Raw genomic sequence first — 24,894 nt, 5'->3', positions numbered from 1 at the left:
CCGCTAGGGCGCGGCACCCTCTTCGGGATTGGCGGCCTCGTCGACTTCGGCCTGCTTGATCTCGACCTTGATCTCCTTCTCGAGCGCCTTGCGCATGGAGCCAAACTCGGCGCCCGCGACCTGCTCGCGCAGGCGCGAACGCTCGCTGCTCTCGGCGGAGGCGTCGGCGGCCGACGGCTCGGTGACCTTGCTGAGCATCACCACGGTCACGTCACCATTGGCGAGCACCGCCTTGCCCGTGCTGGTCTTGCCGTCGGCAGGACGCGGCAGACGGAACACCGTGTCGAGCGTCGCGCGATCCGGCTGCGCATCGCTGCGCTTGACCGTTCCGGTGTATTCGACGCTCGCGCCAGCCGCTTCGGCCGCAGCCGGCAGAGCCTGTCCGCTTTGCAGCGCATTGATCAGCTCGTCCGCTTTGGCCGCGGCTTGCGTCTTGGCGGTCTCGAGCCTGATCTCATCCTTGATCGTCTCGGCCACTTCCTCGAGCTTGCGCTCGCGCGGCGCCTCGTACTCGGCCTTGCGAATCACCACGACGCGCTCCTGACCGAGCGGCAGGGGCTTGCTGTTCTCGTTGTCGGCCAGCACTTCCGTCGAGAAAGCGGCCTGCTTGACGCCTTCATCCGCCAGAATGCCGGCCCCGCCTTCACGCGTGAACCAATCGGTGGTCTGCACCTTCAGATCGAGCGCCTTGGCAACCGCGTCGAGCGAAGTCGGGTTCTCGAACGCGAGCTCGCCGAGCTTCTCGGACTGTTCCTGGAAGCGCTTCTGCACATCGCGCTGCTGATAGACCTCAAGCAGCTCGGCCTGCACTTCCGCGTCTTCGAACGGCCGGATGGCCGGCGCCTTGAGCTCTTCGAGCTGGATCAGATGCCAGCCGAATTCGGTTTCGACCGGGTCGCTGACCTGCCCCTGCTTGAGGCCGAACAGGGCTTCCTCGAACTTGCCGACCATCACACCGCGACGCACCCAACCCAGATCGCCACCCGCCGCCTTGGAGCCGGTGTCGTCGGAATTCTCCTTCGCAAGCGTAGCGAAATCGGCGCCGCCCTTGAGCTCCGAAGCGAGCTTCTCGATCTTCTTCTTGGCTTCCGACTTGTCGGCACCGAAGTTCACGAGGATATGGCGAGCCTTGCGCTCCTCCGGGCTCGCGAAACGGCTGTCCTTCTCCGCGTCGTAGAGCGTCTTGAGCACGTCGGCACCGGGGTTCTCGGCCTTCGGCAACTGCGAGATATCGAGATCGACATACGACAGCTTGAGACGCTCGGGCGCCGTATAACGCGATTTGTTGGCTTCGTAATGCTCGGAAACCTGCGCATCGGTCACCTGCGCGCTGGCCTTGAGCTTGTCGACCGAGAACAGGGCCACGCCGATCTCACGCTGCTGCGCACCCAGGCGATAGGCCAATGCGGCTTCTTCGCTGCTCACGAATGCCGAATCGACGATGGCCTCGCGCAGCTGGTCGATCACCAGCGAGCTTCTGAGCTGCGATTCGAAAGTCTGCGGATTCATGCCGCGACGGGCGAGCAGATCGCGATAAAGCTGAGCGGAGAACTTTCCGTTCTCCTGGAACGCCGGCACGCTGCTCAGATAGTCGAATACCGCCGCATCGGTCGCACGATAGCCTTCGGCCTGCGTGTACTGGCGCATGAGTGATTCCTGCACCATGTCGTTGATGACGTTCTGGCGGAACCGCGCCTGATCGATCATCTCGGGACGGAAGTTCTCGCCCATCAGCGAGACGAGCTGCTGATAGCGCTGATCGTAGCCCTGACGGAATTCGGCCTGCGTGATTTCCTTGTCACCGACTTTCGCCACCGCCGGATCGGCCCCACCGCTCCGGAACGACTCGACACCCCAGAATGCGAACGGGATACAGATCAGGCCGATCACGAACCAGACGATGGGACCGGACAGGCGATCGCGGATGGACTGCAGCATGGAGGTCTTCCGATGATGAGTTTGCTAGCGGAATTCTGAGGATTTATTGCCGCGCAATTTTTTGCGGCACAAACAAATAAGGCACCCTTTTGAGGTGCCCCATCTGTTGCAACAAGTGGCGGAGCGGACGGGACTCGAACCCGCGACCCTCGGCGTGACAGGCCGATATTCTAACCAACTGAACTACCGCTCCACTATTTTTTTGGTGGGTGCTGACGGGCTCGAACCGCCGACATTCGCCTTGTAAGGGCGACGCTCTACCAGCTGAGCTAAGCACCCGTCAGGTGATGCCGGAGAAGATTTTCGCGCTAACCGAATCGCCCCACCGAGTCCGCTACTTTATAGCATCTTTCAGAGCTTTGCCAGCTTTAAATGAAGGCGTTTTGCTGGCTTTGATCTTGAGCGCTGCACCGGTCTTGGGATTGCGACCAACACGAGCTGCGCGCTCACGAACCTGAAAGGTACCAAACCCGACAAGCGCTACTTTGTCCTTCTTCTTGAGCGCCTTGCCGATGACCAGAATCATAGCATCAAGCGCACGTGTTGCGTCGGCTTTCGACAGATCGGCCTTGTCCGCAACGGCTTGAATGAGTTCTGCTTTGTTCATCTGAAAATCCCTGGGAAATGATGCCGCCACAGCTGACGCGAACGGCGGCGTCGGTCATGCAATGTTGGGAACCTACGCACGCGCGCTAGCTCTCGACATCAGACCCGCGTGAGATGTCCGAGCTGCAATGTAGTGTGAGTTACGCGATGGAGGACGGTTGTTTTTATAGCAAGCGCCTGAGTTGAGCGTCAACAAAGAAAACCGCGTTCCGGACCAGGAAAAACACCCGTCCGGAACGCGGTTTTTTACGCAGGGGACGCGTCCTGCCGAAAGTCCTTCGACGCGTCAGTGCGGCCTGACGAGATCGGTCTGCGATGCCGGCACCGGTGAGGGCGATTCGGCTGGCTTGGGCTCCGGCATGCTTTCGAGCGCGGTCTTGAGCACGTCTTCGATCCAGCGCACCGGCTCGATCTTGAGCTCTTTCTTGATGTTCGGCGGAATGTCCGCGAGATCCTTCACGTTCTCGTGCGGAATCACCACCGTGCGGATACCACCACGCTGAGCCGCGAGCAGCTTTTCCTTCAGGCCACCGATCGGCAGCACTTCCCCGCGCAAGGTGATCTCGCCTGTCATCGCGACATCGGCCCGCACCGGAATGCCAGTCAACGCGGACACCATCGCGGTGCACATCGCGATGCCGGCACTCGGGCCGTCCTTGGGAGTGGCGCCTTCGGGCACGTGCACGTGGATGTCGTTCGATTGATGGAAGCTTGGATCGATGCCGAGTCCACGCGCGCGTGAACGCACGACGGTCAACGCGGCCTGGATGGACTCCTGCATGACGTTGCCGAGCGAACCCGTTTGCGTGAGCTTGCCCTTGCCCGGCGAAAGCGCCGCTTCGATCGACAGCAGCTCGCCGCCGACTTCGGTCCATGCGAGACCCGTGACCTGACCGATCTGGTTCTTCTCCTCGGCACGACCGTAGCGGAACTTCTGCACGCCAAGATACTTGTCGAGATTCTTGTCGGTGACCTTGAGCGCCTTGTCGGTGGGCTTGAGCAGCACTTCCTTCACGACCTTGCGCGCAACCTTGCTGATCTCGCGCTCGAGATTACGCACACCGGCTTCGCGCGTGTAATGACGAATCAGCGCGCGAATCGCCGCATCGCTGATCTCGAGTTCGCCTTCGGCCTTCAGGCCGTTGTTCTTGAGCTGTTTCGGAATCAGATACTGTTTGGCGATGTTGAGCTTTTCGTCCTCGGTGTAGCCCGACAGGCGAATGACTTCCATGCGATCGAGCAGCGGTCCCGGAATGTTGAGCGTGTTCGCGGTGGCGACGAACATCACGTCCGACAGATCGAGATCGACGTCGAGATAGTGATCGTTGAACGTCGAGTTCTGCTCGGGATCGAGCACCTCGAGCAACGCGGCCGACGGATCACCGCGGAAATCCATGCTCATCTTGTCGATTTCGTCGAGCAGGAACAGCGGATTCTTCACGCCGACTTTCGTCAGGTTCTGCACGATCTTGCCGGGCATCGCGCCGATGTAGGTGCGACGGTGGCCGCGAATCTCGGCCTCGTCGCGCACGCCGCCAAGCGACATGCGCACGAACTTGCGATTCACCGCCTCGGCGATCGAACGACCGAGGCTGGTCTTGCCGACGCCGGGCGGACCGACCAGGCACAGGATAGGCCCACGCAGCTTCTTCACGCGGCTCTGCACGGCGAGATATTCGAGGATGCGCTCCTTGACCTTCTCGAGCCCGTGATGGTCTTCGTCGAGCTTGTCCTGCGCGACCTTCAGATCGATGCGCGTCTTGGTCGCCTTCTTCCACGGCACCGTGGTCAGGTGATCGAGATAGTTGCGCACGACAGTGGCTTCGGCCGACATCGGCGGCATCATCTTGAGCTTGTTCAATTCCGCCTTGGCCTTGGCCTTGGCTTCCTTGGGCATGCCACTCTTTTCGATCTTGCGCGCGTATTCCTCTTGCTCGTTGGGCGCGTCCTCGCCTTCACCGAGCTCTTTCTGAATCGCCTTCATCTGCTCGTTGAGATAGTACTCGCGCTGATTCTTCTCCATCTGCGACTTCACGCGACCGCGGATCTTCTTCTCGATCTGCAGCACGTCGATCTCGCTTTCGAGCTGCGAGAACACGTGTTCGAGACGCGCATGCGGATCGTCGATCTCGAGCACCTGCTGCTTGTCTTCGAGCTTCAGGTTCAGATGCGCGGCGATGGTGTCCGCGAGGCGGCCCGGCGCATCCATGCTCGCGAGCGACGGCAGCAATTCGGCCGGCACTTTCTTGTTGAGCTTGATGTACTGCTCGAACTGCGCAAGCGTCGAACGCACGAGCGCATCGACTTCTCGGCCCGCGGCCGGAACCTCGTCGATCGGCAAGGGCTTGCAGTCGGCGACTGCGTAGTTGCCGTCCATGTCGAGCTTCAGAATCTGCGCGCGCTGCACGCCTTCGACGAGCACCTTCACGGTGCCGTCGGGCAACTTGAGCATCTGCAGAATGCTCGCGAGCGTGCCGACGCGATAGATGTCATTCGCGCTCGGATCATCCGTGTCCGCCGTGCGCTGGGCGACGAGCAGAATGCGTTTGTCGTTCTGCATGGCGGCGGAGAGCGCGCGAATGGATTTCTCACGGCCCACGAACAACGGTATCGCCATGTGGGGGTAGACCACCACATCACGCAGAGGAAGAACGGGCGCTTGACGGTCTTGGGTCGCTTCCACTTAGAACTCTCGTTGGCGGCGGTGATGCCTGATTATTGCAGATGAGGGTCGGTGCGGTGGTTTCAAGCTCCGATAGCGGCAAAGCCCCCTCGGCCTAAACGAAAACGCCCCGCATCGAGCGGGGCGTCAATTCGAGCAGCGACCGAGCGAAAGACTCAGGCGCTGTTCTTGACTTCGCGCTTCTCGGCATTCTCGTAGACGATGAACGGCTTGGCCTCGCCCTTCACCACGGCTTCGTCGACGACCACCTTCGAGACGTTCTGCATCGACGGCAAGTCGTACATCACGTCGAGCAGGATGTTCTCGAGAATGGTACGCAGGCCACGCGCACCCGTGCGGCGCTCCTTGGCCTTGCGCGCGACAGCGCGCAGCGCGTCCTCGCGTAGCTCGAGCTGGCAGCCTTCCATCTGGAACAGCTTGGCGTACTGCTTGACCAGCGCGTTCTTCGGCTCCTTGAGGATCGACATCAATGCGGCTTCGTCGAGCTCTTCGAGGATCGCGGCGACCGGCAGGCGGCCGACGAATTCCGGAATCAGGCCGAAGCGGATCAGATCGTCCGGCTCCATCGACGAGAACATCCTGTTGAGCTGCGCCGTGTCCTTCTGCGACTTCACGTCGGCCGAGAAGCCGATGCCGGTACGCTCGGTGCGCTGCTGGATCACTCGCTCCAGGCCCGCGAACGCACCGCCGCAGATGAACAGGATGCCGGCCGTGTTGACCTGCAGGAACTCCTGCTGCGGATGCTTGCGACCGCCCTGCGGCGGAACCTGGGCGATGGTGCCTTCGATCAGCTTGAGCAGGGCCTGCTGCACGCCCTCGCCCGAGACGTCACGCGTGATCGAGGGGTTCTCGCTCTTGCGGGCGATCTTGTCGATTTCGTCGATGTAGACGATGCCGCGCTGCGCCTTCTCGATGTCGTAATCGCACTTCTGCAACAGGCGCTGAATGATGTTTTCGACGTCTTCGCCCACATAGCCCGCTTCGGTCAGCGTGGTGGCATCGGCGATTGCGAACGGCACGTCGAGCAGGCGAGCCAGCGTCTCGGCGAGCAAGGTCTTGCCCGAGCCGGTCGGCCCGATCAGCAGGATGTTGGACTTGGCGAGTTCGACGCCGTCCTGCGAACCCTTGGTCGACAGCCGCTTGTAGTGGTTGTAGACCGCGACGGACAGCACCTTCTTGGCCTGTTCCTGGCCGATCACGTACTCGTCGAGGACCGCGCGGATTTCCTGCGGTTTCGGCAAGCCCTTGGTCTGCGGCTTGGCGTGGACTTCTTCGCGAATGATGTCATTGCAAAGATCGACGCACTCGTCGCAGATATAGACGGACGGACCCGCGATCAACTTCCGGACTTCATGCTCGCTCTTGCCGCAGAACGAGCAGTACAGCACCCGGCCGTTGTGGGAGCCTCCGCGCAAATCTCCACTCATCTATCTTTCCTCATTCCGGCCTGCGCAACGGGCCCAGGACCGGGTCGACCTACATATAACACGCACCCGCGTGTGCGCAAAATGGTCAAGAATTCGCCTATGTGGCTGAGGGTAACCGGGTTTCCAGAATCCGGTCGATCATGCCGTAGTCCCTGGCCGCCTCGGCGCTCATGAAGTAGTCGCGCTCGACATCCTTGGCGATACGCTCGACGGGCTGCCCGGTGTGATCGGCCATCAGCTTGTTGAGGCGCTCACGCAGGAACAGGATTTCCCTAGCCTGTATTTCGACATCGGCGGCCGTTCCTTGAGCACCACCGGACGGCTGGTGAATCATGATCCGCGAATGCGGCAAGGAATAGCGCTTACCCTTGGTGCCGGCCGACAGCAGGAAGGCGCCCATGCTGGCCGCCTGCCCGATGCACATCGTCGCCACGTCCGGCTTGATGAACTTCATGGTGTCGTAGATCGACAGGCCAGCCGTGATGATGCCGCCCGGCGAGTTGATGTACAGATGGATGTCCTTGTCGGGGTTCTCCGACTCCAGGAACAGCATCTGCGCGACCACGATGTTCGCCATGTAATCGTCGATCGGGCCGACGATGAAGATGATCCGCTCCTTGAGCAGCCGGGAGTAGATGTCGTAGGCGCGCTCGCCACGGGCGGTCTGTTCGACCACCATCGGGACGAGTCCGGTAGCACGGGCGCGAATGTCGGTCATTGATCCTCGGCTGGATTGGGGAGTTGTCTGGAAGCGCGTCTTGATGGAAATCAGGCCTGAGCCTGGGGATTCAAGAGCTGTTCCAGGCTCATCGGCTGCTCGGTCGGCGTGGTCCCGGCAAGCAGCGCTTCGACCACCTGATCTTCGAGTGAAACCGCGCGCAGGCTCTGCATCATCTGGCCATTGCTGCGGTAGTACTGCTTGACCTCTTCGGGCTGCTCGTAATCGGCGGCGAGTTCGTCGAGCGCCTTGTCGACGCGAGCCGCGTCGAGCTGGATGTTCTGGGCCTTGATCACTTCGCCGATCAGCAGGCCGAGCGCCACGCGGCGGCGCGCGGTCTGTTCGAACAGCGAGTTAGGCAGCAGTTCGTCGCGCTTCTCGGGCGGCACGTTGCGCAGGTTCATGCGGCTGGCGGCATCTTCGCGCAGGCGCGGAATCTCCTGCTCGATCAGCGCGCCCGGCACGTCGATCGGGTTCTGCGCGAGCAGTTGCTCGAGCGCCTGAGATTTCAGGCGGTTACGGATCGCCTTGTCACGCTCGCCTTCGAGCGCCGACCTGGCCTTGTCGCGCAGGGTCGCCGCGGAATCGACGTTGTGGGCGGCCAGGAAATCGGCATCGTCGAGCGCCGGAAGCTTGGCTTCCTTGACCTCGTGCACGGTCACGGTGAAGACGGCCGTCTTGCCCTTGAGGTTCTCGGCGCGATAGTCCTCGGGGAAGCTCACCGGGACGTCGAAGGTTTCGCCGGCCGAATGACCGACGATGCCGTTCTCGAGGTCCGGCAGGAACTGGCCGGCGCCGACTTCGAACTCCACCTTCTCGCCCTTGCCGCCATCGAACGGCACGCCATCGAGCTTGCCTTCGAAGTCGATGTTCACGGAGTCACCCGAAGCCACGGGACGCGACACGGTTTCGAACGTGCGACGGCCCTTGCGCAGGTTTTCGATGAGCTTGTCGATGTCCGAATCCTGGATCAGCACGGCAGGCTTTTCGATCTTGAACGAGTCCAGGCCCTGCAGCGTGATCTCCGGATACACCTCGAAGCTCGCGGTGTACTCGAGCGGCTGGCCGGGGGCTTCAGCCGTGATGTCGATCTTCGGCATGCCGGCCGGGTTCACGCCGGCCTTGCCGAGCGCTTCCGGATAGCTCTTCTGGACGAGGTCGCTGACCGCGTCGAGACGAGCGGAGGCGCCGTACTGCTGCTCAATCACCTTCTGCGGAGCCTTGCCCGGACGGAAACCCGGCACCTTGGCGCGGCTGGATAGCTGCCGAAGGCGCTGTTCGACCGCCTTGGTGACGTTCTCGGCGGGGATGCGGACCTTCAGCTGGCGGAGCAGGCCGCCCGGGGTTTCGAGTTGGACTTCCATTGAAGATGACTCTTATTGGTGTGTTGTGGTTTGTACGGGGGCGTCCGCCGAGCGGCACCCTTGATCGGTCGGTCGCTCACCCGAAGGTGATGGTGCGAAAGGCGAGACTCGAACTCGCACGCCTTGCGGCACGGGAACCTAAATCCCGGGCGTCTACCAATTCCGCCACTCTCGCCTGCGCGACCGAGCCCGGAAGTATATCAGCGCGTACGCCGACTGCCCGTTTGCGCAGCCAAGCCGTCGACGGGTAACCGTTCGTCACCCGAGTGCCGAATCCCATTGACGCGTTATTGATAATCATTATCATTCAATCATCAACCACGAAGGAGTCACCGATGGAAAGCGCCACCCTCAGCATGCCGCGTCGCAACCCGGTCATCCGCACCTCCGTGCAGCCCCGCCTCAAGAGCCAGGACCTGTTCCGCGGCACGCATGAGCTGATCATCGAGCATCAGGGCCAGGAATACCGCCTGCGCCTGACGCGCAACGACAAGCTCATTCTGAACAAGTAGGAAATCATTTCTCGCGCCGGCGCGAGGGCCGGGTTCGGGATGACAGAATAGGCGGCTATGGCCGCCCCTTCCCGCCTCCGATCGCGCTCGGCGCTGATGCTCCTGCTGGCAGTCGCCGTCGTCGCGGCGTCTGTTCTGGGGCTCTGCCTGGGCAGCAGTTCCATCGCCTTGCCCAGGGTGATCGGCAGCCTGATCCCTGCGTTCGGGATCAGGCTCGATCCGCCGCTCGGTGCATTCGAGGTCGGCACTGTCCTGCAATTGCGGCTCCCACGTGTCGTGCTCGCCTTGCTGGTCGGCGCGAGCCTCGCGCAGTCGGGCGCCGCGATGCAGGGCCTGTTTCGCAATCCACTGGCCGATCCCGGCCTCATCGGCGTCGCGAGCGGCGCCGCATTCGGCGCGGCGCTGGCAATCCTGCTGGGCCGCCATGCGCCCGAGTCGATGCGGATCGTGTCGATCCCGCTCGCCGCGTTCGCAGGTGGACTGCTGAGCGCCGGGCTGGCTTCCCGACTGGCCCGTTCCGACGGCCACACGCGCGTCACCACCCTGCTGCTCGCCGGCCTGGCGGCGAATGCGCTGTTCGCGGCGGGCATCGGCTTCATCGTGTCGATCGCCGATCCGAGCGCCCTGCGCAACATCAGCTTCTGGATGTTCGGCTCGCTGGCCAAATCGGGCTGGCGCGAGATCGCGCTGATCGCGCCGATCCTGCTCGCCCTGCTGCTCTGGCTGCCACGCCAGTCGCGCTCCCTTAACGCACTGCTGCTAGGCGAAGCCGAGGCGCGCCACCTGGGCGTCGACGTCGAGCGCCTCAAGCGCCGTGTGCTTGCCGCCGTCGTGCTCGCCGTGGCCTGCTGCGTCGCCCTGAGCGGGCTGATCGGCTTCATCGGCCTGCTCGCTCCGCACTGGATTCGCCTGTGGGCCGGGCCGGACCATCGCACGCTGCTACCGGCCAGCGCGCTCTGCGGCGCGGCGCTGCTCGCGACCGCGGACGTCATCGCGCGTACGAGCTTCGCGCCGCAGGAACTACCGGTCGGCATTCTGACGGCCGTGCTCGGCGCCCCGTTCTTCCTGATCCTGCTGATGCGGCACCGTGACCGCGTCGAGTCCTGGTAGATGCTGCGGGCGATCGACGTGGGCCTTACACAGAACGGGCGGCGCCGCCTGGCCGGGCTGTCGCTCGAACTGCGTCCGGGCGAGGTCCACGCCGTGCTCGGCGCCAATGGGGCCGGCAAGTCGACCTTGCTGCAACTGCTTTGCGGCGACCTGCAGCCGAGCACCGGCAGCGTCAGCCTCGACGACCGCCGGCTTTCGGATTGGCCCGTCGCCCAGCTGGCAGCGCGCCGGGCCGTGTTGCCGCAGCAAGAAAACCTGCGCTTCGGCTTCACGGCGCGCGAGGTCGTGGAGCTCGGCCGGCTGGCGAGCGCTTCAATGGGAATGAGCGAGGAAAGCCGCATCATCGACGAAGCCCTGCGCGCCGCCGGCGTGAGCCAGCTCGCCGGGCGACGCTATCCGACGCTGTCGGGTGGCGAGCGCGCGCGCGTCCAGTTCGCCCGCGTGCTCGCGCAGGTCTGGAACGATCGCCCCGGCCCGCCCGCCTACCTGCTGCTCGACGAGCCTACCGCGAGCCTCGACCTCGCGCACCAGTACGACTGCCTGTCGCAGGTACGGGCTTTCGCCGATCGCGGCGGCGGCGCGCTCGCCGTGCTGCACGACCCGAACCAAGCCATGGCCTTCGCCGATCGCGTGAGCCTGCTGCGCTCGGGCGAGCTCATTGCGAGCGGCCCGCCTGCCGAGGTGCTGACCGCCGAGCGGCTCAGCGAGCTGTACGGCATTCGCGTCGAACTCGCGCAGACGCCCGCAAGCTCGCGCCCCTATATCGTGGTGAGCCGGCCCTAGCCGGGCCAGGCACGATCGATCAGCGCGCGCAGCGGCAGATCGGCCGCCAGCGTTCCGAACACTTGGCCGCGACCGCCATCGAGCCGGCTCGCGACGAAGGCATCCGACACCGACGAGTCGCCGGCTCGAATCAGGATCGCCGCCTGGAACATCAGCGCCATGCGCTCGACGAGCGCGCGCGACTGCGATTCGAGCAGCTGGGCGTCGCCGAGCAGCGACGTCAGCGCGGTCAGCTCGCGGTCGTAAGCGCCGTTCGCCCCGCGCGCCGAACTCAGCTCGGCGAACACCGCCTCGCGTGAAGCCGGCTCGCGCGAGAATGCGCGCAGCACATCGAGACACTGCACGTTGCCGCTGCCTTCCCAGATCGAGTTGAGCGGCGCCTGGCGATACAGGCGCGGAAGAATCGACTCCTCCACATAGCCCGCGCCGCCGAGGCATTCCTGTGCCTCGTTGACGAGGGCCGGCGCGCGCTTGCAGTTCCAGTATTTGCCGACGGCTGTGAGGATGCGCGCAAGCGCGGTGTCCTTTTCATCGACCGCGCGCGCGGTGCGCATCGCGAGTGCGGTCGCGGCCTCCACTTCGAGCGCCATGTCGGCGAGCACGTTCTGCATGAGCGGCTGATCGACGAGCAGCCGCCCGAACGCGGTGCGGTGCCGCGCATGGTGAATCGCCTGCATGAGCGCCTGGCGCATGAGCCCGGCCGAGCCGGTCATGCAATCGAGCCGGGTCAGCGCGACCATTTCGAGTATCGTCGCCACGCCGCGGCCTTCAGCCCCGACGAGCCAGGCCTGCGCGTTGTGGAACTCCACTTCACTCGACGCATTGCTCCAGTCGCCAAGCTTGTCCTTGAGCCGCTGGATGCGGATCGCGTTGCGCGTGCCGTCCACGAGCAGCTTGGGCATCAAAAAGCAGCTCAGTCCACCTTCAGCCTGCGCGAGCACGAGCCAGGCGTCGCACATCGGCGCCGAGAAGAACCATTTGTGGCCGACGATCTCGTAATGGTCGCCGCGCGAGAACGCGCGCGTCGTATTCGCGCGCACGTCGGAGCCGCCCTGCTTCTCGGTCATGCCCATGCCGATCGTGCAGCCGCTCTTGCGATCGGCCGGCAGCACGCGCGAGTCGTACTGAAGCGAAGTGATGCGTGGCAGCCATCGTTCGGCCAATGCTGGCGCGTGCTGCAGGGCCGGCACCGCCGCGTAGGTCATCGTCAGCGGGCAGCTGGTGCCTGCCTCGGCCTGATAGTGCAGATAGGCCAGCGCCGATCGCACCACCTGCGCTCCGGCGCGCCGATGCCGCCAGGCATAGCTGTGCACGCCATGCTGCATCGCGAGCGACAGGGTCCGGTGATAAGCCGGATGAAATTCGACCTCGTCGATGCGATGACCGTAGCGATCGAAAGTCTTGAGCTTGGGCTTGTTCTCGTTGGCCGCGAAGCCGAGTTCGAGCAGCTCGCCGCCCGCGATCGCGCCATAGACCTGCAGATCCGACGCGCCCCAGTCGCCCGCCTCGCGCAGTACTGCGGACTTCAGCGCGGCGTCGAGCTCGAAAGCGTTGTAGCCCTGCAGTGGTGGCGGCTGGTTGGTGACCTGGTGCGTGGTGAAGCAATCGGCGTCGTGCATGACAGCCTCCTGAAAATGGGTCTCGTGATTAAAGCACGAGGCCCTTTCGCCGGACCGAACCATTCGATGTAAGCCTCGCTTTGAACAGGTTTTAATCGCTCGCGAGGGACCATCATCAATTTGAAAAAAATGCTTGTTTGCCAAATTTGTTCCGCCTATACTGCGCGCCCGCTGCAACGGGCAACACGTTGAAACGGGGCTATAGCTCAGCTGGGAGAGCGCCTGCATGGCATGCAGGAGGTCGTCGGTTCGATCCCGACTAGCTCCACCAAATTTTCGTTCCTAAGTCCCCATCGTCTAGAGGCCTAGGACACCTCCCTTTCACGGAGGTAACCGGGGTTCGAATCCCCGTGGGGACGCCATCTTCGAATGGCTTGAGGTCTCCGGTTCAACCGGACAAGCAAAGCGAAACCGATCTGCCCGGTTTCGCTTTTTTGTTGCCAGAAGGCTTTTCTTCACTCCACCTTCTGCGCTCTTTCAGCGAGCTTTTCCTGCGCGGCTTCGAGATAGCCGGCCATCACCAGGAACTGCTCGCCCATGCGGCGCAGCGTGCTGATGTTCAAAGAGTAGGCCGGCGTCTCGCTGGGCACCGACTGGCCCGGCGCTTCGAAGTACCGAAGCTTGAGCACGCCGATGCCGTTCTGCACCGGCGCGAGCCCGAATCCCACGACGGGAAACAGCGGGCTTCCCTCGCGGATCACGTCGGGGTCTTGCGTGTCGTCTTCCAAAATCGAACTCCTGTTGTGTTGATGTGCAAATGTCTGCGGCCGCGGCCACGATCGCACGGGCCGTGCCAGCCGCATGGCGACGGGGCTGTTATAAACGCGGCTTCATCGATCGATGTTCGATCCGCTCCTGGAGGCCCATGGAAGCCGTCGCACCCCAAGCGCTCATTCCGTTGTCCGTGAAGCTGACCTACACGGCGTTCATGGCCGTGCTCGTGCCGGTCTACCTGCGCCAGTATGGGCTTCGCAATTTTCTTTACTTCTGCGATGTGGCCCTGCTGCTGACGCTCGCCGGCATCTGGACCGAAAGCGCGTTGCTGCTGTCGATCGCGACCGTTGGCATTCTGCTCCCGCAGATCTTCTGGCTGCTCGACTTCGTGGTCGGAGCCTTCGGGTGGCGGCTGTCGGGCATGACCGACTACATGTTCGACTCCAAGCGCTCGCTCGGCCTGCGCGGACTCTCGCTGTTCCATGGCTGGTTGCCGCTGCTGTTGCTCTACCTGCTGAGCCGCACGGGCTACGATGTCCGCGCCCTGGCGTGCTGGACCGCGATCGCCAGCGTGCTGCTGCTGATCTGCTATTTCTGCATGCCGCCGCCCTCGCCCGTCCGCGGCCTCGAGCCGGTGAACATCAACTACGTTCATGGGCTGTCGGATGACGCGCCGCAGTCCTGGATGCCGGCCTGGGCCTGGCTCGCGTTCACGCTGGCCGGCTGGCCACTGCTGCTGTACTGGCCTGCACACGAACTGCTCAAGCACTGGATGCCCGCGGCAAGCGGCTGAGCCGGCGACTATCGCGAACCGCGGCGAACCATTAGGCTCCCTACGAATTGATGCCAAATCGTACGCAGCCGCAGCGACTGCTGAACCATGATGCAAGGAGCGCGATGAAGAGGCTGAGCCTGATCGACACCTGCTTTCTGAGGATGGAGTCGACCGACACGCCGATGCACGTCGGCGCATTGCTGACGTTCCGCCTGCCGCCAGCGACCGGGCGCCAGTATCTGAGCCAGCTCGTCGCCCGGCTGCGCAGCTATCCGGTCAGCCGATCGCCGTTCAACCATGCGCTCGCGCGCGGCCCGCTCGCCGCGATCGCGCCGTACTGGGAGATCGAGCGCAACGTCGATCTCGACTATCACCTGCGCCATTCGGCGCTGCCGAAGCCCGGCGGCCAGCGCGAGCTCGGCATGCTGATCTCGCGGCTGCATTCGCATCCGCTCGACCTGAGCCGCCCGCCCTGGGAATGCCACATCATCGAAGGGCTCGAGGGCAACCGTTTCGCGATCTATCTCAAGGGCCACCATGCGGCGATCGACGGGCTCGGCGGCCTGAAGCTCATCAAGAGCTGGCTTTCCGAAAACCCCGAAGCGCTCAATCAGCCGCCACCGTGGGCGATGCCGCTGCCGACCAGCGTGCGTCCTCCGACTCCGGGGCCGCTCGCCGCCGCCCAGCGCGGCCTGACCCAGTTGCGCTCGCAGCTGCGGGCGCTTCCCGAGGTGTATCGCAGCCTGGCTCGCGCGCGACGCGAGTATCCCAACGGCAGCCTGCCGGCCTTGCTCAAGGCACCTCACAGCCTGCTCAACGGGCGCATCAGCGGACAGCGGCGTTTCGCGACGCAGGCACTCAAGCTGAGCCGGCTCAAGCGCATCGCCGAACAGACCGGCACCACGACCAACGACGTGCTGCTCGCGGTCTGCGGCGGCGCCCTGCGCCGCTACCTGCTCGAACTCGATGCGCTGCCGCGCTCGTCGCTGGTCTCGCTCGTGCCGATCGCCTTGCGTCCGCGCCGCAATCAGGTCGGCGGCAATTCGCTGTGCGGCCTGCTGACCGATCTCGAAACCCAGATCGCCGATCCGGTCGAGCGCCTCGGCGCGATCAACGCCTCGACGCAGGCCGGCAAGCGCCACGTGCAGCAGCTGTCGCCGACCGCGCTCGCTCAGTACAGTCTGCTGCTGATGGCGCCGCTCACGGTCGCGAAGGTCAGCGGGTTCTCGGGAACGCTGCCGCCGCTGTTCAACGTGCTGATCTCGAACGTGCCGGCTGCGCGCAACAAGCTGTATTTCGACGGCGCCGAACTCGAAGGCATCTTCCCGCTGTCGGTGCTGTTTCGCGGGCAGGCCTTGAACATCACCGCGCTCGGCTACGCGGACAGCTTCACGCTGAGCTTCACGGCCTGCCGCGATTCGCTGCCGCGCGTGCAGAAGCTCGCGGTCTACGCCGGCGAAGCGCTCGATGAACTCGAGCAAGCGCTCGGCGTGGTCGACCCCGATGAGGTCGAGCGCCGCGTGGTCTCAATCAACAGCGCGCCGCGAGTGCGCAAGCGGCTTGCAAACCCGGCTGATGGTGCCTAGCACGCGAACCAGCGGAGGCAGCTGATCCGCCGACACCGATTTGCCGGTGGTCAGTAAGGCCACCGAAACGTCGCGCGCCGGATCGGCCCAGCAGATCGTGGTCAGGAAGCCGAGGTGGCCGTAAGCGCTGCGGCAATCACGGCCGTACAGACCGAAAGGCCATTCGCCGAGCACCATTCCGGCACTGAACCGCACCGGCACGAACAAGGTGCGATCGACGTGGATCGGCCCGGCCGGACGCACGGCTTCGGCAATCGTCTTGGGTTTGAAGATCTGCCTGCCGTTCCATTGCCCGCCGCTCAGCATCATCTCGAAGAAGGCGCCGATGCCGTCGGCCGTCGCGTAGAGATTGCCGGCCGGAATCACGGCCGACAGAAATTCGGGCGAATTCGAAACTTCGACCACGCGCTCGAACGGCGCACCGAGAATCTGCTGCACGTAGGTCGTCAGCGGAAACCACGGACGCGGGCCGGTCACGTAGTTGATCGCCACATCACCGCGCCGCGATTCGGGCTGGCCGTAACTGAAGACGTCGAGCCCCATCGGCTTGGCGACGTGCTCGGCCAGGAAGTCCTGCAACGACAGCCCCGAAACGCGCTGCACGAGTTCGCCGAGAATGAAGCCGCCGGTGATCGCGTGATACGACTGCACCTCGCCTTCCGTGCTGATCGGCTTGGCCGCGCAGAGCATTTTCACGACCGCCTTCCAGTCGAACAGGATCGACGGATCGGTGCCCGGCTTCACGCGCGGAATGCCGGCCCGATGCGCAAGCAGATGCCGCACCGTCGTGCTCGCCTTGCCCTCGACGCCGTACTCGGGAATGTAGCGCTCGATGCGATCGTCGAGGCCGATGTGCTTCTGCTCGGCGAGTTTGTGCACGAGCATCGCGGTCACCGCCTTGGATGCGGAGAACAGGCAGATCGGCGTCTCGGGCGTGCATGGCGCCGCGGGCCGCGGCCCCCGCGTACCGAGCGCCGCATGGCCGATGCTCCGGCGCATGACGATGCGCCCCTGGCGCCGGAGCACGAAGGAAATCGCGGGCTGCAGGCCGGTTTGGTACAGCTGCTCGATGCGCCGCCAGATCAGATCGACCTGCGCCTGGCTCATCTGCACCGACGCGGGATCGACTTCGAGCGCCGCATCGCGCGTCGTCACCTGCGACAGATCGCGCGCGACCTCGATGCGATTCGGCTTGAGCAGCCGCTCGATCATGCGTACTCGCCCACGAGCCTGGCGGAAATCGCGCCATCGGCCTCGGCGCGGCGCCGCACGTCTTCGGCGATGAGTTTCTCGACCTTGCCGCCGAGCAGCGGAACGCCGCAGCGGATCGTCCAGTCGAGCCTGAGCGTCGACTGGTTCGCGTCCTTGGCGGACAGCTGCATGTCCGCATGCACGCTCACGGGCGCACCGGCGATATCGATGTCGATCGTTCCCTTGCGCTGCGCGATCCGCCAGCGCTCGGCCTGCTTCACGCGAATCGCATCGCCGACGAATTTCTTCGCGAACTCCGGAATCTTCGTCGCGCCGGCAGCACGGAAGCGAAAGTCGATGCCGAAGGTCTCGTGCGAAACCTGATGCTGCGTGATCGTGAAATCGGCCACTTCGAGCGCCCGGTATTTGCGTTCGAAGTAGTGCTGGTCGATGACCATCTTCATCACCGTTTCGGCTGCGGCGGGGTACTGCAATTCAATACTGAAATTCATTGCTCTGGCATGAAAAAGCCGCCGGGCATGAACCCGGCGGCTGAGTTTTGAGACGTTGAGGCCGACTTACTTGGTCGTCATCTTCTGCACGGAGCTCGCGTTGAAGTAGTCGTCGTTGTACTTGACCGAGAGGTCGTACGGCTTGTCTTCGTTGAACGCGGCGGTGATGAAGTAGCGACCCGAGTTGAAGTGATAGATCACTTCCGGAACCGTCGAAGCGGCCTGGATGTTGTACGCAACCACCAGATGGCCCTCATGGAACTGCATGAGCTGGCCACGGTTGTCGTAGTCGTCCTCGGCGACGATGTTCCAGCTGTCCTCGTCGAGATACATCACGCGCTTGCCGAAGGTGTGGCTGGTGCCCTGCTTGATGTTGGCTTCGACCACCCAGACGCGGTGCAGCTCGTAACGCGGCAGATCCTGGTTCAAGTGCTTCGGACGGACCAGATCCTTGTACTTGATGGTGTTGCCCGCGATCTTGTTGCTGTCGTACGGGATGTAGATTTCCTTCTTGCCGACGAGCTTCCAGTTGTAGCGCTCGAGCGAACCGTTGAACATGTCCACCTGATCGTAGAACTGGTGGCCGTCGGTGCCTTCGTACGGGTTGTCGCAGCAGACCGTCGGCGCGCGGCGGATGCGCTTGAGCGCCGGCGTGTAGAGCCAGGCCGCACGACCCGCTTCACCGGTGCCCGCCTTCTCGTGCACGAGAATGAAGGTGCCGGCCAGGCGCGGCGGCGCGATCGTGCGCGACAGATAGCGCAGGAACTCGCCGGAATCCTTGGTCAGCGGAACCTGCTTGCTCGGCGAGCCGTAGTAGAACGCGGCGTCTTCGATGATCTTGGTCAGCACGAACTGGCCGTCGCGCTGCACGATCATCTGGTTGTTGTAGCGCTTGGCGTAGTCGCCGCGGAACTTGAGCTTGTGATTCCAGACCGGCTCGGCGCCCGTCTTCGGAATCGGGAACGGGAAACCGAGCTTGCAGTTGTCGAGCGTATCGGTGCCGATCATTTCGCAGGTGCCCGCGTTCTTGACCGTGGCGTCCTTGATCTCGGCCGGGTAGTCGACCTGACGATGCGTCGGGTAGACGTTCATCTTGTAGCTGTCGTAGGTCTTCAGCAGGAACTTGTGACCTTCGGTGAGCTTGGCTTCGTATTGCGCGAGGTTGCCCTTGTTGATCGTGAACTTGGGCTTTTCGGCGTCGATCTTCTCATCGTGCGGGAATTCGCCGCTCAGATTGCCGTGCTTGGGAGCGGGCTCCCAGGCCGGAATCGAACCGTCGGAATTGCCGGCCTTTTCGGCGCCGACCGGCGTCAAGTCCTTGCCGAGCTTGCCAGCCTCGTCGGGACCGACTTTGGCTGATGCGAGTGCGGCGTACGCCATACAGGCGACGCCGAGCGTGAGCGCGATGCGCTGTTTCATGGATCATCTCCTCGACAGGACTCGAGCACGTGAGCGCTGAGTCATTTTTGAATTAAAAAACGAGCCGATGCTAGCGAATTTCCAACTGACTGCAAACCACAAAAAACAACCAGACGCAAGCGCATCCATGCGTACTGAATCGCATGAAGCGCCATCATCTGCCCAGGCCTTCGATCGCCTTCAGTAGCGAGGCACGCGTGGAGATTTCGGCTCGCAGCTGGGCCAGCATAATGAAGACGCCGGCCAGACGACGATGCAGAAACACGATCTCCCGCGGCGGCACGCGGAAATAGACAGACAAGGCGTTGCGAGCACCAGTCTGCGTCACGCGCATCGGTAGATCACTGGCTCCCCAGCGGTAGCCCCCTGTCTCATTCAACAATGGCTCGGGCACGCGGCCCTCGGAAGGATCGGTGAAGGGCTCGACGATGACTTCGCACATGGTGGCGAACGCTTCGTGCACCGCACGCGGAAAATCCGGCTGCATGAGCCCGATGCGTAGCGCGCCCTTCTCGATGAGCTCGGGCTTGCGTTCGAGCGCGCCGCGGACGATGCAGGTGTACGAGTCGATGAACTTGCGCTCGAAGCGCTTGGTGGCGCCGAAATCGAGCAGAACGATGCGATCGTGCTCGTCCTGCGGGTCGATGCGGATTCGATAATTGCCGAAATGCGGATCGGTCTGCACCATTCCCCAGTCGAAGAATTCGCGCAGGAACAGCTCGATGAAGGCGCTGCCGAGCCGGTCGCGCCGTGGCTGCGACAAGGCGGCGACCGAGGCGTGGCGGGCACTGACGCCGCTCTCATAAGTGGTGGTCAGGATGCGACCGCTCGAATACTCCGCGATCACCTTGGGCACGACGAAGCGATCGTCGTCCGCGAGCTTGGCGGCGAAGGTCTCGGTGTAGCGGCGCTCGACCTTGTAATCGACCTCCTGATACAGCATCTCGCGCAGCTCGGCGAAGATCGGGTTGACGTCGAGCCCCTTGGGCGTGAGCTTGGACATCAGCACGAGGCGCGAAAGCGTGCGGATGTCGCTGTCGATCGCATCGGCCACGCCCGGATACTGCACCTTGACGACCAGTTCGAGGCCATCGGACTTGCGGCGCGCACGATGCGCCTGCCCGAGCGAAGCCGCCGCGATCGGCTCCTCATCGATCTCGAGCTCGCTCAATTTTTTTCGTCCGAGCTCCTTCTCGAGCGCCGGAGCGATGTACTTCCAGGCCACCGGCGCGGTGTCGTCCTGCAGGCTCGCGAGCACGTCGACGGCTTCTTCGGGCAGGAAATACTGTCCCCAGAGAGACAGCATCTGTCCGGCCTTCATGACGCTGCCCTTGAGCTGGCCGAGTTCATCGGCGAGCACCTGAGCCTGGCGTTCGTAAAAACCGCGATTGGCCTCGCTACGCTCGATCTCGCCGCGGAAGATATTGCGAATGCCGTGGGCGACGATCTTGCTGCCAGCGCCGAAGCCGAGCTTGGTCAGTGCGAGATTGCGCTCGAACGGCCTCGTCTTGAGCCGGTCCATGCCCCGTTTGCTGCTCTGCAACAACGAGGCGTCATCGTTATTCTTGACCATCCAACCCAGGCCCTTGGAGAAATATGTCCACGCTTGCCGAGATTCTGCTGGCCCCGCACCAGAAAGATGCACTGGCCGCAGACTGCGTGAGGATAGTCGAACGCCATCTGAATAGTTTGAGGAGCCTGCGCGGCCTCACGCTCAAGGCCGGGCTCGCGATGCTCAAGGCGGCCAAGCCGGACCTGATACCGCGCGCGATCGGCCGCCTGCTGCCCGACCTCATCGCCGCGCTCGAGCCCTTGTATGCCCGCTTCGGCCAGTCGACCGACCGCGACTTCAGCCTGTTCCTGCGCAAGAACGCCGACGAAACCGTCGAGGCGATCATGAGCAAGGTCGACGCTCGAGCGGCCCAGAGTTCCAACGATACCGCTCGATCGACCTATCGCAAGCTGCGCGGCAACATTCGCGACGAATTCGAAGCCCTGTTGCCGGAGCTGTCGAAGACGCTTTCGGGATACCTGGGCTGAGCATGCCGCCGAGCCTTGAGGCCTCGCAGGCAACTCATGGCGGGTTCAGTCTGTCGAAGCTAGGGTCCGGCCCACTCATACCAGCGGAGGAGACCGCCATGAAAATGTCGTCCACGTTCGTCACCCGTTCGCTCAAAACCATGACCCTCGCGGCGCTTGCACTTGGTGCGAGTTCGGTGTTCGCGGCCGGAGAATCTCCGGTCGGCCGCTGGCAGACCATCGACGACGAAACCGGCAAGCCGAAGTCGATCGTCGAGATCAAGGAAGTCAATGGTGAGCTGCAAGGCAGCGTCGTCGAGCTCATCAACCCGTCGAAACCGAATCCGACTTGCGAGAAATGCGAAGGCGATCGCAAGGACAAGCCGATTCAGGGCATGACGATACTCTGGGGTGTCAAGAAAGACGGCGATAGCTGGGGCGACGGCAAGATCCTCGACCCGCAGAAGGGCAAGATCTACGGCGCCAAGCTCGAACCCGAGGCCGGCGGCCAGAAGCTCAAGGTTCGAGGCTACATGGGCGTCTCGATGCTCGGCCGCACGCAGGAATGGGTGCGCGCGCAGTAAGCCGGCGCAGCGCAGCCTAGCGCCGGTTGTAGCGCGTTCGTACTGCATCCGGCGTGAAGTCCTGCTCACGCATCGGCACGTTGAAGCGTGCCGGTGCGTCTTCCGCCGTCAGACGATTGATGAAGTAGCGCCCGTCCTTGAAGTCATAGGTCACCACGGGCGCGCAGTTCGCGGACAGCGAATCGTAGAGGGCCAGCAAATGGCCTTCCTGGAAGCGCCAGAGCGTCTGATCGTCATGCTCGTAATTCTCGACGAGCACGATGTTCCAGCTGTCTTCATCCACGTAGAACACGCGCTTGCCGAAGCTGTGCTTCTTGCCTCCGCGCTCGGTCGCCTCGATCACCCAGACGCGGTGCAACTCGTAACGTGTCGCTTCCGGATTCAGGTAGCCCGGCTTGATCAGCTGCGCGTAGCGATAGCGCCCGTCGCCGATGCGATAGTTGTTGTACGGCACGTAGAGTTCGCGCTTGCCCTGCAGCTTCCAGACGTAGCGGTCGAACCCGCCGTTGTACATGTCGACCATGTCGATGAAGTACAAACCTTCCGAGCCCGGAAATGGCTGGTCGTAGCCGACCGGCGGAATGCGGAACAGCTTGCCGATGTCGAGCGGCAGCGCCCAGACGTTGCGTCCGTTCTGCGTCGAATTCGCGGTCTCGTGCACGAGCGCGACGAAGTCGAGCCGGGTCAGGCTGCGCCCGAACGCGCTCAGGTAGTACAGCAGGATATTGCGCTGCGACAGGTCGATCGGATCGTCCGTGTTGGCGTAGCGATACAGCACGCGCTCCATCTGCTTGAGCCAGGTCGCGCTGCCGTCCTTCTGCACCACGGCCTGCGAGCTTTGTGCCTGCATCGAATTGCCGCGATAGCGCGTCCGATGGTTCCACATGATCTTCACGCCGCTGTCCGGCTTGGGGAACGGCACGCCTAGCTTCGCGCCTTGCAGCGAATCGGTTCCGGTCAAGCCGGCACGGCCGATGTTGGCCTCGCTCGCCTCATAGATCGCTTGCGGATAGGCGACGCTGCGCCGCGAGGGATAGACCGGCATCGCGTAGCCGCTTTTGCGCAGCAGCGCCCGGTGACCAGCGGAGAGCTGGTTCGCGTACTGCGCCGCGTTCGCCGCGGTGATCGTGAACAGCGGCTTGTCCTGGGCGTAGACATCCTTGAGGCGTTGGCCCGCGGCGAACCCCGCCGGCCATTGCGAGCGCTGGATACCGCCCGTCCAGGCCGGAATCGTGCCGGCCGCGTTGCTCTCGCGCTGGGCGCCGATCGGCGTCAGCGCGCCACCGCTGCGGGCAGCGCCTGCAACAGGCGCAGCCACGCCTTCCGCATTGCTGACCGCGACCGAATCGCCGAGCAGGCGATCGCTCGTTTCGACCGATTCCTCCTGCTTGCGCTGACGCGTCTGCTCGAGCGCGATCATCGCTTGCTCGCGCGCCCTGCCCGATTCCAGATACTTGACCCATTCGTCCGCGAGCTTGCGATTCGGCGTGTACCCCTGGGCCTGGCGAAACGCGACGAGCGCGCCATCGACGTCGGCCTGCTGATAGCGCGCCATGCCGAGCGTGAGCCAGAGCGCCCCAGACTTGGCGTTGGCGGCCGTGAGCTTTTCGAGCACCGCAATCGCCTGCGGATATTCCTCGCGCTCCATGTGCAGCTGCGCCTTTTGTTGCAGCAAGTCGCTGCTCGGCGCCACCGCGAGCGCCTGATCGATCGCGTCGAGCGCGAGTTTTTTCTCACGCGCCGCGAGCCAGAGCGTCGCGAGCAGCTTGCGATTCTCAGCGTTGTCCGCGAGCTGCTTGCCCGCGATCCAGCCCTTGAGCAGCGACGCCGCTTCGAAGGGCGCACCGATCTGGCCGGTCAACGTGACCAGGCGCAGGCGATCGGTGTCGTCGCGCAGATGGCCGAGCCGGCTCGCGAGTTCGAGCACGGCCTGCGCCTTCTCCTTGTCGCCCGCCTTGAGGCTGACGGCCGCGAGTTGAATCCACAGCTCCTTTTGCGCCGGGCTGCGACGCACGGCCTCTTCGAGCAACGGCAAGGCCTCCTTGTCCTTGCCCGCGCCGAGATACGCAGCGAGCAGCGCCTGCTTCCAGCTCGGGTCGGGCTGCTTGACCGCACGAACGCCCTTTTCGAGCAGCGGCACGGCGTCGGCATAGCGCTTCTGCTCGACGTAGGCCGCACCGAGCGCGACGTAGGCCTCCGGCGAAGCCTTGCCGGTCTTCACCTGCGCTTCGAGCTGCGGAACCATCTGCTTGGTGTTGCCGGTGGCCATGTACAGCTGCGCGAGATCCTGGCGCATCGCGCTTTCGGCAGGACCGGACAGCGATTTCTGCGCGATCGCCTGCTCGAGCAGTTGCGTCGCCTGCTTGTAGTCCTTCTTCTGCGCGGCCTGTGCGGCCAGATCGCGCAGCAGCAGTGCCTTGCCGTAGGGATCGGTGGTCTGCTTGAGCAGCGTTTGCGCATCGACCGGTTTGGAGTCGGCGGCATTGCTCGGCAGTTCGCGCACCTCGCTCTTGTATTGCTCGGCACTTGCCGTGATGCAGACGCACAGCAAGGCGATGCAGGCGACAACTCTATCGAGCGAGCTCATCGCTCAGCGCCAGTTGAATGCGCAATCGGCCGGATCCATCGGCACGCGCTGGCGAATTTCGAGGTTCGCGCCCGTGGGTTCGTAGAGCCAGTTCGAAATACTCTCGATCGCGGCGGCTTCGTAGACGCCCTTGGGATCGGCATCGGCGATTTTCACGTCGCGCACATGGCCGTTCGCGGTGATCGTGAAAACCGCCTCGACCCAGCCCGCGATCTTCTGCTTGCAAGCCCATTCGGGCATCTGCGGACGCGCGGTCGAGATCGGAACCAGCGGCTTGCCCTTCCATTTGCCGCCGCTGTAGTTGCCGCCTCCACCGGAACCGCTGCCAGCGCCACCACCGCGCGCGAAACCGCCGAAGCTTCCGGAGCCCAGGCTGGCTCCGCCGCCGATCGTCGTTCCGAGCGGCACCGCGATGTTGCCGACTTCGATCGGCGACACCGCCATCGTCGGCAGCGATAGCGTCGGCATCGCACCGCCTGCGAGCGACGGCGGAGCCGAAGGCGGCGGTGGCGGCGGCGATTCGAGCGCGCGCATCACTTGCTGCGGCGTCGCTTCGCTGCGCTGGGTCTGCACCACGCGCACGGCGTCGATCAGCGTGGTCGGCGCGACCACGGCTTCATCCGAGCGGATCGCCTGATACAGCAACAGAAACAGCAGCCAGGTCAGCGCGAGCGCCAGCGGCGGCAGCCACAGCCAGCGCCTGCGCGCAGCAGCCGGCAAGCGATGTTCGATCAGCATGTGCCGCCC

At 63.7% G+C, this 24,894-nt stretch carries 21 protein-coding genes and 5 tRNA genes; 9 read left to right on the top strand and 17 right to left on the bottom strand.

Annotation, left to right across the window (positions count from 1 at the left end; translation table 11 throughout):
• Positions 1-3 precede the first annotated feature (3 nt).
• From AC3WUM_RS15675 to AC3WUM_RS15635, 9 genes are all read right to left on the bottom strand, one after another.
• A complete protein-coding gene (locus tag AC3WUM_RS15675) occupies positions 4-1,938 on the bottom strand; it encodes a SurA N-terminal domain-containing protein (protein WP_492411240.1) in 1,935 nt (644 codons plus the stop codon).
• Positions 1,939-2,054: 116 nt separating this feature from the next.
• Positions 2,055-2,131: transfer RNA gene (locus tag AC3WUM_RS15670), tRNA-Asp, on the bottom strand.
• A 10-nt stretch (positions 2,132-2,141) separates the two neighbouring features.
• A tRNA-Val gene (locus AC3WUM_RS15665) sits at positions 2,142-2,217 on the bottom strand.
• 55 nt (positions 2,218-2,272) lie between these two features.
• Entirely contained in the window at positions 2,273-2,545 is a 273-nt protein-coding gene (locus AC3WUM_RS15660; RefSeq protein WP_007186932.1) for an HU family DNA-binding protein, read from the bottom strand.
• A 285-nt stretch (positions 2,546-2,830) separates the two neighbouring features.
• The gene (gene lon / locus AC3WUM_RS15655) at positions 2,831-5,161 is read right to left on the bottom strand and encodes an endopeptidase La (protein ID WP_492411239.1); all 2,331 of its coding nucleotides are present in this window, start codon (positions 5,159-5,161) and stop codon (positions 2,831-2,833) included.
• A 221-nt stretch (positions 5,162-5,382) separates the two neighbouring features.
• Entirely contained in the window at positions 5,383-6,654 is a 1,272-nt protein-coding gene (gene clpX, locus AC3WUM_RS15650; protein WP_492411238.1) for an ATP-dependent Clp protease ATP-binding subunit ClpX, read from the bottom strand.
• A 97-nt stretch (positions 6,655-6,751) separates the two neighbouring features.
• On the bottom strand, positions 6,752-7,372 hold the full coding sequence (gene clpP, locus AC3WUM_RS15645; RefSeq protein WP_492411237.1) for an ATP-dependent Clp endopeptidase proteolytic subunit ClpP: 621 nt from the start codon (positions 7,370-7,372) through the stop codon (positions 6,752-6,754).
• A gap of 50 nt (positions 7,373-7,422) precedes the next feature.
• Entirely contained in the window at positions 7,423-8,736 is a 1,314-nt protein-coding gene (gene tig, locus AC3WUM_RS15640) for a trigger factor (RefSeq protein ID WP_492411236.1), read from the bottom strand.
• A 90-nt stretch (positions 8,737-8,826) separates the two neighbouring features.
• Positions 8,827-8,911 (bottom strand) — tRNA-Leu (locus AC3WUM_RS15635).
• A gap of 181 nt (positions 8,912-9,092) precedes the next feature.
• Here AC3WUM_RS15635 and hemP point away from each other — a divergent pair.
• From hemP to AC3WUM_RS15620, 3 genes are read left to right on the top strand one after another with little or no spacing between them, the layout of a single operon-like run.
• Positions 9,093-9,248, top strand: a complete 156-nt coding sequence (gene hemP / locus AC3WUM_RS15630) for a hemin uptake protein HemP (RefSeq protein WP_492411423.1) — start codon at positions 9,093-9,095, stop codon at positions 9,246-9,248.
• A 57-nt stretch (positions 9,249-9,305) separates the two neighbouring features.
• Entirely contained in the window at positions 9,306-10,358 is a 1,053-nt protein-coding gene (locus tag AC3WUM_RS15625; protein ID WP_492411235.1) for a FecCD family ABC transporter permease, read from the top strand.
• The gene (locus tag AC3WUM_RS15620; protein WP_492411234.1) at positions 10,359-11,141 is read left to right on the top strand and encodes a heme ABC transporter ATP-binding protein; all 783 of its coding nucleotides are present in this window, start codon (positions 10,359-10,361) and stop codon (positions 11,139-11,141) included.
• On the opposite strand, the gene AC3WUM_RS15615 is transcribed toward AC3WUM_RS15620, so the two are convergent.
• The gene (locus AC3WUM_RS15615; protein ID WP_492411233.1) at positions 11,138-12,760 is read right to left on the bottom strand and encodes an isovaleryl-CoA dehydrogenase; all 1,623 of its coding nucleotides are present in this window, start codon (positions 12,758-12,760) and stop codon (positions 11,138-11,140) included. The two genes, AC3WUM_RS15620 and AC3WUM_RS15615, sit on opposite strands and share 4 nt — an antisense overlap.
• A 195-nt stretch (positions 12,761-12,955) precedes the next feature.
• On the opposite strand from AC3WUM_RS15615, the gene AC3WUM_RS15610 reads away from it, so the two are divergent.
• Both AC3WUM_RS15610 and AC3WUM_RS15605 read left to right on the top strand, forming a co-directional pair.
• Positions 12,956-13,031 (top strand) — tRNA-Ala (locus AC3WUM_RS15610).
• 15 nt (positions 13,032-13,046) lie between these two features.
• Positions 13,047-13,122 (top strand) — tRNA-Glu (locus AC3WUM_RS15605).
• A gap of 93 nt (positions 13,123-13,215) precedes the next feature.
• Here AC3WUM_RS15605 and AC3WUM_RS15600 read toward each other — a convergent pair.
• Positions 13,216-13,488, bottom strand: coding sequence for a hypothetical protein (locus AC3WUM_RS15600; protein ID WP_492411232.1), 273 nt, complete (start codon positions 13,486-13,488; stop codon positions 13,216-13,218).
• 137 nt (positions 13,489-13,625) lie between these two features.
• On the opposite strand from AC3WUM_RS15600, the gene AC3WUM_RS15595 reads away from it, so the two are divergent.
• Positions 13,626-14,267 carry a hypothetical protein gene (locus AC3WUM_RS15595; RefSeq protein ID WP_492411231.1) on the top strand — a complete coding sequence of 214 codons (642 nt, stop codon included), beginning with the start codon at positions 13,626-13,628 and terminating at the stop codon, positions 14,265-14,267.
• A 104-nt stretch (positions 14,268-14,371) separates the two neighbouring features.
• On the top strand, positions 14,372-15,835 hold the full coding sequence (locus tag AC3WUM_RS15590; RefSeq protein WP_492411230.1) for a WS/DGAT/MGAT family O-acyltransferase: 1,464 nt from the start codon (positions 14,372-14,374) through the stop codon (positions 15,833-15,835).
• Here the strand turns inward: AC3WUM_RS15590 and AC3WUM_RS15585 are convergent.
• From AC3WUM_RS15585 to AC3WUM_RS15570, 4 genes are all read right to left on the bottom strand, one after another.
• Positions 15,776-17,047 (bottom strand): serine hydrolase domain-containing protein, encoded by a 1,272-nt coding sequence (locus AC3WUM_RS15585; protein WP_492411229.1) that lies wholly within the window; start codon positions 17,045-17,047, stop codon positions 15,776-15,778. The genes AC3WUM_RS15590 and AC3WUM_RS15585 overlap by 60 nt on opposite strands.
• A complete protein-coding gene (locus AC3WUM_RS15580) occupies positions 17,044-17,538 on the bottom strand; it encodes a DUF2505 domain-containing protein (protein ID WP_492411228.1) in 495 nt (164 codons plus the stop codon). Before AC3WUM_RS15580 ends, AC3WUM_RS15585 begins: the two co-directional genes overlap by 4 nt.
• A gap of 66 nt (positions 17,539-17,604) precedes the next feature.
• Positions 17,605-18,957: a DUF1329 domain-containing protein gene (locus tag AC3WUM_RS15575; protein ID WP_492411227.1), complete on the bottom strand. Its 1,353-nt coding sequence runs from the start codon at positions 18,955-18,957 to the stop codon at positions 17,605-17,607.
• Positions 18,958-19,111: 154 nt separating this feature from the next.
• Complete coding sequence (locus AC3WUM_RS15570) at positions 19,112-20,530, bottom strand: ABC1 kinase family protein (RefSeq protein ID WP_492411226.1); 1,419 nt, start codon at positions 20,528-20,530, stop codon at positions 19,112-19,114.
• Between the two features lie 23 nt (positions 20,531-20,553).
• Here AC3WUM_RS15570 and AC3WUM_RS15565 point away from each other — a divergent pair, with 23 nt between their 5' ends.
• Both AC3WUM_RS15565 and AC3WUM_RS15560 read left to right on the top strand, forming a co-directional pair.
• Positions 20,554-20,997: a DUF6918 family protein gene (locus AC3WUM_RS15565; RefSeq protein WP_492411225.1), complete on the top strand. Its 444-nt coding sequence runs from the start codon at positions 20,554-20,556 to the stop codon at positions 20,995-20,997.
• A 104-nt stretch (positions 20,998-21,101) separates the two neighbouring features.
• Positions 21,102-21,560, top strand: a complete 459-nt coding sequence (locus AC3WUM_RS15560; protein WP_492411421.1) for a DUF2147 domain-containing protein — start codon at positions 21,102-21,104, stop codon at positions 21,558-21,560.
• A gap of 16 nt (positions 21,561-21,576) precedes the next feature.
• On the opposite strand, the gene AC3WUM_RS15555 is transcribed toward AC3WUM_RS15560, so the two are convergent.
• Positions 21,577-24,147: a DUF1329 domain-containing protein gene (locus AC3WUM_RS15555; protein WP_492411224.1), complete on the bottom strand. Its 2,571-nt coding sequence runs from the start codon at positions 24,145-24,147 to the stop codon at positions 21,577-21,579.
• A 3-nt stretch (positions 24,148-24,150) separates the two neighbouring features.
• On the bottom strand, positions 24,151-24,885 hold the full coding sequence (locus tag AC3WUM_RS15550) for an energy transducer TonB (RefSeq protein ID WP_492411223.1): 735 nt from the start codon (positions 24,883-24,885) through the stop codon (positions 24,151-24,153).
• Positions 24,886-24,894: the final 9 nt, after the last annotated feature.

The organism is Hydrocarboniphaga sp. FW305-C-57 (assembly GCF_058783045.1).
Note: the sequence above shows the minus strand (reverse complement) of the source record. Positions and strands in the feature narration are given on the sequence as shown.